7 protein-coding genes, 1 rRNA gene and 1 pseudogene are annotated in these 7,118 nt (G+C 62.1%); 6 read left to right on the top strand and 3 right to left on the bottom strand.

Features of this window, described 5'->3' with window-relative positions; genetic code table 11:
- Positions 1-77: ribosomal RNA gene (gene rrf, locus L6D64_RS28660) — 5S ribosomal RNA — on the top strand; the annotation flags it as partial.
- 66 nt (positions 78-143) lie between these two features.
- On the opposite strand, the gene L6D64_RS23540 is transcribed toward rrf, so the two are convergent.
- Positions 144-1,007: a universal stress protein gene (locus L6D64_RS23540; RefSeq protein WP_176508658.1), complete on the bottom strand. Its 864-nt coding sequence runs from the start codon at positions 1,005-1,007 to the stop codon at positions 144-146.
- 154 nt (positions 1,008-1,161) lie between these two features.
- Between L6D64_RS23540 and L6D64_RS23535 the strand changes: the two genes are divergently transcribed.
- Complete coding sequence (locus L6D64_RS23535; RefSeq protein ID WP_054884858.1) at positions 1,162-1,779, top strand: MiaE family protein; 618 nt, start codon at positions 1,162-1,164, stop codon at positions 1,777-1,779.
- A gap of 3 nt (positions 1,780-1,782) precedes the next feature.
- Here L6D64_RS23535 and L6D64_RS23530 read toward each other — a convergent pair whose 3' ends face one another.
- Positions 1,783-2,103 carry an ElaB/YgaM/YqjD family protein gene (locus L6D64_RS23530; protein ID WP_176508657.1) on the bottom strand — a complete coding sequence of 107 codons (321 nt, stop codon included), beginning with the start codon at positions 2,101-2,103 and terminating at the stop codon, positions 1,783-1,785.
- A gap of 129 nt (positions 2,104-2,232) precedes the next feature.
- Here L6D64_RS23530 and L6D64_RS23525 point away from each other — a divergent pair, with 129 nt between their 5' ends.
- The gene (locus L6D64_RS23525; RefSeq protein WP_054884860.1) at positions 2,233-2,496 is read left to right on the top strand and encodes a hypothetical protein; all 264 of its coding nucleotides are present in this window, start codon (positions 2,233-2,235) and stop codon (positions 2,494-2,496) included.
- A gap of 12 nt (positions 2,497-2,508) precedes the next feature.
- On the opposite strand, the gene L6D64_RS23520 is transcribed toward L6D64_RS23525, so the two are convergent.
- On the bottom strand, positions 2,509-2,994 hold the full coding sequence (locus tag L6D64_RS23520; protein ID WP_176508656.1) for an LEA/WHy family protein: 486 nt from the start codon (positions 2,992-2,994) through the stop codon (positions 2,509-2,511).
- A 133-nt stretch (positions 2,995-3,127) separates the two neighbouring features.
- On the opposite strand from L6D64_RS23520, the pseudogene L6D64_RS23515 reads away from it, so the two are divergent.
- The 3 genes and pseudogenes from L6D64_RS23515 to L6D64_RS23505 all read left to right on the top strand — a co-directional run.
- Positions 3,128-3,634 (top strand): annotated as a pseudogene (locus L6D64_RS23515) (RNA polymerase sigma factor); the annotation flags it as partial.
- Positions 3,635-3,638: 4 nt separating this feature from the next.
- Positions 3,639-4,514, top strand: a complete 876-nt coding sequence (locus L6D64_RS23510) for a FecR family protein (protein ID WP_236192592.1) — start codon at positions 3,639-3,641, stop codon at positions 4,512-4,514.
- Positions 4,515-4,643: 129 nt separating this feature from the next.
- Positions 4,644-7,067 carry a TonB-dependent receptor gene (locus L6D64_RS23505; RefSeq protein ID WP_176508660.1) on the top strand — a complete coding sequence of 808 codons (2,424 nt, stop codon included), beginning with the start codon at positions 4,644-4,646 and terminating at the stop codon, positions 7,065-7,067.
- Positions 7,068-7,118 lie beyond the last annotated feature (51 nt).

The raw sequence follows: 7,118 nt of genomic DNA, 5'->3' as shown, positions 1-7,118 counted from the left end.
CCGAACTCAGTAGTGAAACGATGCATCGCCGATGGTAGTGTGGGGTTTCCCCATGTGAGAGTAGGTCATCGTCAAGATTCATTTCGCAAAACCCCTATCTGCACATGCAGGTAGGGGTTTTGTCTTTCTGGCCCAGGAAGCGTTCAGCCCCGGGCCAGTTCCGCCAGGTGTGCCGTCGCTTCTTCGCTCTTGAGCACCAGCACATCGCTTTCCAGCGAATCGAGCACCACTTCAGCGGTATTGCCGATAAGGGCCCCGGAAATCCCTGTGCGGGCGACAGTGCCGATCACCGTGACCACGGCATCGAGCTGCTTCTGCAAATGGGGAATCAACACATCAGCTGGCCCTTCCGCGACATGCAGGCGGTCTTCACTGATATCGTATTCGGCCTGGAACGCACTGCAGGCCTCGCGATAGCGCTTCTCGATGGTTTCACTCAGCTGATAAACCGGGTCTGACGCCGACAGCATGGGGGAGGGGTGCGCACTGACGACATGCAGGTCGCCCTTGGCCAACCCGGCAATCGCATAACCGTGGTCGATAATGCTGGCATGCAGGCGACGATGATCCTCGTCCTGGTTGCCGACATCCACCGCTGCCAGAATCACGCCACCGGCCCAGGGTCGTTCGCTCTTGACCATCAGGACCGCACAGGGGCACTGGCGCAACAGCTTCCAGTCGGTAGGCGTCAGCAGGGCCTTTTTCAGCGGGCTGTCCGGCCGGTGCTCTTTGATCACCAGCTCGCAACCCTCGGCCTGCTGCACGGCGATGATCGATTCATGCAAGCTCTCGTGCCAGTTCTGCTCATGGCTGACATTGTCGTAGCCATCATCATGCAATTGGCTGCTGAGCAAGCTGAGCAACGCACTGTGGTCATGCTTCTTGTCACACATCAGCAGATGCAGGCGAGCACCCGTTACGCTGGCAATCAGCTTGGCCCGGGTCAGTGCACGGCTATGGGCATGTTCCGGGTCGAGGACAACGAGGATGCTGCGGACCGCTTGCATGGGCTTGAACTCCGTTCAAAGGTTGCGACCAATGCCTGACTATAGTCGGCGCTTCCCGCGTCGCCGTTTGATGTACATCAAGCATAGTCACTGGCGATACCCGCCGCCCTCGGTATAATCGCCGGTCTTGCCTGTCCAGTGTGGTTGTTCGCTTATGTCGCTGATCCCAGAAATCGATGCCTTTCTCGGCTGCCCGACCCCAGATGCCTGGATCGAAGCGGCACTCGCCGACCAGGAAACCCTACTGATCGATCACAAGAATTGCGAGTTCAAGGCGGCCAGCACTGCCCTGAGCCTGATCGCCAAGTACAACACTCACCTGGACCTGATCAACATGATGTCGCGCCTGGCCCGCGAAGAGCTGGTGCATCACGAACAGGTACTGCGGCTGATGAAGCGTCGTGGCGTGCCATTGCGGCCGGTCTCGGCAGGGCGCTATGCGTCTGGCCTGCGCCGTCTGGTGCGCGCTCACGAGCCGGTGAAGCTGGTGGATACGCTGGTGGTCGGGGCATTCATCGAAGCCCGTAGTTGCGAACGCTTTGCTGCCTTGGTGCCGCACCTCGATGAAGAGCTCGGTACCTTCTATCACGGCTTGTTGAAAAGCGAAGCACGCCACTATCAGGGTTACCTGAAACTGGCCCAGCAGTACGGTGACGAGGCGGATATCGCCCGCCGCGTCACCCTGGTGCGCGAAGCGGAAGCCGAACTGATCCTGTCACCGGACCAGGAGCTACGTTTTCACAGCGGCATCCCGATGGCGCTAGCGGCCTGACGCTCAGTAGCGGCGCCCCAGCAGCAGGCCGACCACCAGGCCAAAGCCTGCAGACACTGCCACGGTCTGCCATGGATGGCCACCGATGTAGTCCTGAGTGGCGTCCACCACCGGTTGCGCCTTGGCGCGCACCTGGCCGGCGGCCTGGCGAGCCTGGCGCAGTTTCAGGCTGACCTGGGCACGCAGCGTCTCGGCTTCTTCGCCAACCAGTGCGGCGCTGTCGTTCAGCAGTTTTTCCGATTCTTCGATCAATGCCTGCAGTTCACTGAACACTTGGTCCTTGATCTGATCACTGTCTGCCAGTGCGGCGGTTTTCCGGGCCATGAACACGTCCTCGTCGATGGGATTGTTAGAACAATGGATGCCTGCGCGGCGGGAAAGTTGCGAAGGCTTTGCCGATGATCCGGCGCCTGAGTGTAAGATAGCGGCCATTTACAACAGGCAGGTACCTTCATGACTTTCAATCTGGCCAACATGAGCTTCGAGGAACGGGCACAGATCGAGGCGGAAAAGGCCCGGCTGTTCGAGCTGTGGCAGAACAACCTGGGCAAGGCCAAGGGTGAAGCTGCGCGGCTGATCGCTGAAAAGCCGCGCCGCAAAGGCAAGTGGGCTGAGTGGGTGCGTGGCGAGCTGGACGCGATGTCGCCGCCAGAATTCGCCAGTATGGTCCGCAGCGAGGTCAACAAGATGATGGCTGCCGCCAGCGCCAGTCGCTGATCCCTTGCCCTATCAATACAGGCTGCCCTCCTTGGGCAGGTCCAGCTTGCCTTCATCGGTGAAGCGCACGGTGCCAAACGGCCCGCTGGCCAGCTTGCCACGCAGTTTGTAAGGCATCCCTTGCAGTGAATCGAGCTTGCCCAGGCCATAGGCCTGGCGCAGGAACGCGAACGCCGTGATGCTCACTGGCACCACGATCACGGCTTCGTCGTAACGGCCAATGCGCCCTTGCTGATCACTGACCCCAGACGCCAGCGGCTGGCCGTTCACCTCCAGGCTCAACGCAACACCGTTATAGTCGATGGGCGACTCGTTGGGGTTCTGCACTCTCATTTTCACCGCCATGCGCATTTCCAGCTCCTGCCCCGGCAGCGGCTCGATGCCGATCACGCTGATAGTGAGCGGGTCGCGGGCCTGGAACAGTGCGCAGGCGTTGAGCCCGCCAGCCAGCATCAGCACCAGCAGCAGGCGAAGGGAACGGCGCAAATGGGCAGCCATGGAAGGTCCTTACCGACGAAGTGGTGCCTGCAGTGTGGCAAAAGCACGACAGCGTTGAAAGCACAGGGCGTTATGAAAGATACTGTTTCTCATTAACGCCCGATAATTTCTCCTACTGGCAGTGCTTTACCCCATGCTGACGTCTCCCGTGTCCGCTCTGCTGGCAAGTTTCCAGGAGCACTACGACGACCTGCTGCAGTTCCTCACCCGGCGCATGAGCGATCGGCAGCGTGCCGCCGACGTGGCGCAGGAGACTTACCTGAAACTGGTCAAGATCGACGAGCAGGCGATGCCGGTGCTGCATGCGCGCAGCTTCATCTTCCGCGTGGCTGGCAATCTGGCCATCGATGCGCTGCGCCGCGAACAGCGTATCGCCGCCAGCCATGAGGGCAGCGATGGCGCAGGGGAGGTGGCCTGCCCGGCGCCGGCGCCGGAGGCGACGCTGTTGGCCCGGGAGCGCCTGCAGATACTCGACGAAGCACTGCTGCAGTTATCCAGCAATGCTCGCCAGGCGCTGCTGCTGAACCGTGTCGAAGGTCTGACCCAGGCGCAGATCGCACAACGGTTGGGCGTTTCCGAGAGCATGGTGGCAAAATACATCGGCCAGGCCCTGCGCCATTGCCGCGACTGGCTCAAGCACAACCATGACTGAAACTTCGACCATGCACGCTCCGCAGCCGATCAGTGACTTGTCCGACGATGCCCTCGACTGGCAGGTACTGCTGCACTCGGGCCAGGCCAGTGCGACCGATCGGGCACGCTATCGGCGCTGGTGCCAGCTCAGCCCGGCGCATGCCGAGGCGGCACATGAGGCCGAAGCGCTGTGGCAGGATCTGGGGCATACACAGGCCGCCCAAGCGTTGGAAGCCGCGCCCAGGCGCAGCAGCAAGCGCCACTGGGCGGCAGGCACCGCTGCCGCGCTGGTGCTGCTGATGGCAGGTTACGGCAGCTGGCAACAGGTGCCGGTGTGGCTGGCGGACTATCACACGGGCATGGGCGAGCGGCAGCGTATCACCCTCGCAGACGGTTCGCGGGTACTGCTCAACAGCGCCAGCGCCCTCGATGTGGCCTTCAGCGCCAACGAACGCCGGGTGACGCTGCAAGCTGGCGAGGCATTGTTCGAAACCACCGATGACCCAAGGCCCTTCGTCGTCGAAACCGCCGGTGAGGCCGTGCGGGGCAGTGCGGCCACCTTCAGTGTGCGCCGTGACGGCCACGTGGTGCTGGCCAAAGGGGCAGCCCGGCTCGGCGATCGCAACCTGGCCATCGCCGTCGACGCCAGCGCGCAGACGGCCTGGCAGCGTGGCAAGCTGATCTTCAATGGCAAACCGCTTGGGCAGGTACTGGCCGAACTCGAGCGTTACCAGCATGGCCGCATTCTGCTTTCCGACCATACGCTCTCGGCACTCGAAGTCAGCGGTGTGTTCGATTTGAACGAGCCGCAGGGCCTGCTGCGCACTCTGGAGCAGCGTTATGGTCTGAAAGTCACCTATCTGCCCTGGCTGGCCGTCGTGCACTAAGCCTGTAAAAAATAATCGAAATTTTTTTCATTTGGCGCTGCAAGTTCGTGCAAGCCAGAACGTCGTAGTGGGACTGATCAGCAACCCATTCTCATTCACGACTTGTCTGGAAGCTCATTCGTGCCTCTCTTGCCCAAGCCCAACTACCGTCGCAGCGGTCGCCTTCACCATGCCCTGATGTCCTGCAGTGCCCTGGCCATGTTCGCCGGCTCCTTGCAGGCGTGGGCCGCCACAGACGTGGCAGCGCAGGTTCAGGCGCGCCAGGTTCGACTGGACCTGCCAGCACAAACGCTGGATCAAGCCCTGACCGCATTTGCCGACCAGGCGGGCCTGCACCTGCTGTACACCACCGGGGATGTGGCCGGCCTGAGCAGCCCGGCGCTGCAGGGCAGCTACAGTATCGAGCAGGCGCTGCAGCTGCTGCTGGCAGGCAGTGACATGGCCTGGCAGTTCAGCGATGCCGGCACGGTCACCCTGCGCAAGACCGTGCCCGCGCCGCAGGCGGTCAACCTCAAGCCCATCGAAGTCAGCGTCGCCTCGCGCACCAGCACCGCCATCAGCGAAATCCCCGGCACGGTGTGGGTGGTTGACCAGCAGCAGCTGCGTGAACAGATCGACAGCGGCGTCAGCCTCAAGGAGGCGATCGGCAAGCTGGTGCCGGGCCTCGACCTGGCGCCCGAAGGGCGCACCAACTATGGCCAGAACATGCGCGGGCGCAATGTGCTGGTGATGATCGACGGTGTCAGCCAGAACAGCTCGCGCGGCCTGTCGCGCCAGTTCGACAGCATTTCGCCGTTCAACGTCGAACGCGTCGAGGTGCTGTCTGGCGCCAGCGCCATCTACGGCGGTGGCGCCACGGGCGGCATCATCAATATCGTCACTAAAAAGGGCGAAGCGGGCCCGGCACGCTTCGAGACCCAGCTCGGTGCCAGCAGCGGTTTCAACAACAGTGATGACCTGGCCACTCGTTTCGCCCAGTCGATCAGTGGCGGCAACGACCGGGTCAACGCGCGCCTGGGGATCTCCGGGGAGCAGAACGAAGCCTTCTACGATGGCGCGGGCGAGCAGATCTTCATCGATAACACCCAGACCGACCTGCAGTACAACCGCACTGTGGATGTGCTGGGCACCCTCGGCCTGAAATTCACCGACGAGCAAAGCCTCGACCTGCTGGCCCAGTACTACGATTCCGGCAACCACGGCAGTACCGGCATCTACTTCCCCAACCTCAACTACAACGCCCCCTCGGACCTGGAGGACGCCGAACTGCGCAGCGGTTATTCCTCTGACCTTGAGCCACGCACCCGGCGCCTGTTGCTCAACGCCAATTACCATCACACCGACGTGCTGGGCCAGGACTTCTACTTGCAGGCCTCGTACCGCAAGGAAGACGACAATTTCTATCCGTTCCCGTACTACAACCGTGCCACTCCGAGCGGGTCGCGTGGCGTGTATTTCGCTGCCTCGCAACAGAACTTCGAAGTCACCAGCCTCAAGGGGCTGTTCGCCAAGCAATGGGACAGCCTCAAGCTGACCTACGGCGTCGACCTGGATCGCGAGCGTTTCAACGCCGACCAGACCACGTTCGATGCGCTGACGTCCTCCCAGAGCGGTGGGCTGGACCTGGATAAGCAAAGCAAGGCCGAGCGTTACCCCAGCTATCGGGTCGATGGCGTTTCGGTCTACGCCCAGCTCGACTGGCATGCCAGCGACAACCTGACCTTGTCCGGCGGCGCCCGGCGCCAGCAGATGGATGTGGATGTCAGCGACTTCAAGGGCGTGCCCGGTGGAAGTAACGACTATGAGGTCAACCTGTACAACGTCGGCGCCATCTACGACTTCAAGAACGGTCATCAGCTGTGGGCCAACTATGGTGAAGGTTTCGACCTGCCAGACCCGGCCAAGTACTACGGCAAGCCTGGCCTGAGCGTGGCGGACAACCCGCTGGCCGGTATCAAGAGCCGCCAGGTCGAACTGGGCTGGCGCTATGCCGACCTCGACTGGGACGCGCAGGCCGCGCTGTACTACATCTGGTCGGACAAGATCATCAACGTCGACTCGCAGACGCTGACCATCGACGTCGAGGATCAGAAAAGCCGCGATTTCGGCTTTGAGGGCGCATTGACCCGGCACTTCCTGGCGGGCTGGGAGGCGGGTGGAACCCTGCACCTGACCCGTTCCGAGGAAGAAGATGCCGACGGCGACTGGATCAAGCGCGACGCCCGCTATGCCTCATTGTCCAAGGCCACCGCGTTCGTCGGCTGGAAGGGCGATGGCCGCAGTGCGCGGCTGCAGGCCAACCACGCCTTCAGTCTGAAGGACGATGCCGATCATGAAATCGACGGCTACACCACCTTTGACTTGCTGGCCAGCCAGGACAGCGGTTTCGGCACGTTCAGCGCGGGGATCCAGAACCTGCTGGACAAGCAGTACAGCACCGTGTGGGGGCAGCGGGCGACGCTGTTCTACTCGCCGACCTACGGGCCGGCCTATCTGTATGACTACCAGGGCCGGGGCCGCACCTACACCCTGACCTGGAGCATGGCTTACTGATTGTCGTTGCCTGAGCCGGCCTCTTCGCGGGCACGCCCGCTCCCACAGGGA

Origin of the sequence: Pseudomonas urethralis (assembly GCF_021602465.1) — a bacterium.
GTDB classification, from domain to species: domain Bacteria; phylum Pseudomonadota; class Gammaproteobacteria; order Pseudomonadales; family Pseudomonadaceae; genus Aquipseudomonas; species Aquipseudomonas vlassakiae.
This window is presented reverse-complemented; position numbering and strand designations above follow the sequence as displayed.

Bases quoted from the DNA above. Each gene is read 5' to 3' on its own strand.
- L6D64_RS23540 (WP_176508658.1), bottom strand. From the start codon at position 1,007: ATGCAAGCGGTCCGCAGCATCCTCGTTGTCCTCGACCCGGAACATGCC.
- L6D64_RS23535 (WP_054884858.1), top strand. From the start codon at position 1,162: ATGTCGCTGATCCCAGAAATCGATGCCTTTCTCGGCTGCCCGACCCCA.
- L6D64_RS23530 (WP_176508657.1), bottom strand. From the start codon at position 2,103: ATGGCCCGGAAAACCGCCGCACTGGCAGACAGTGATCAGATCAAGGAC.
- L6D64_RS23525 (WP_054884860.1), top strand. From the start codon at position 2,233: ATGACTTTCAATCTGGCCAACATGAGCTTCGAGGAACGGGCACAGATC.
- L6D64_RS23520 (WP_176508656.1), bottom strand. From the start codon at position 2,994: ATGGCTGCCCATTTGCGCCGTTCCCTTCGCCTGCTGCTGGTGCTGATG.
- L6D64_RS23510 (WP_236192592.1), top strand. From the start codon at position 3,639: ATGACTGAAACTTCGACCATGCACGCTCCGCAGCCGATCAGTGACTTG.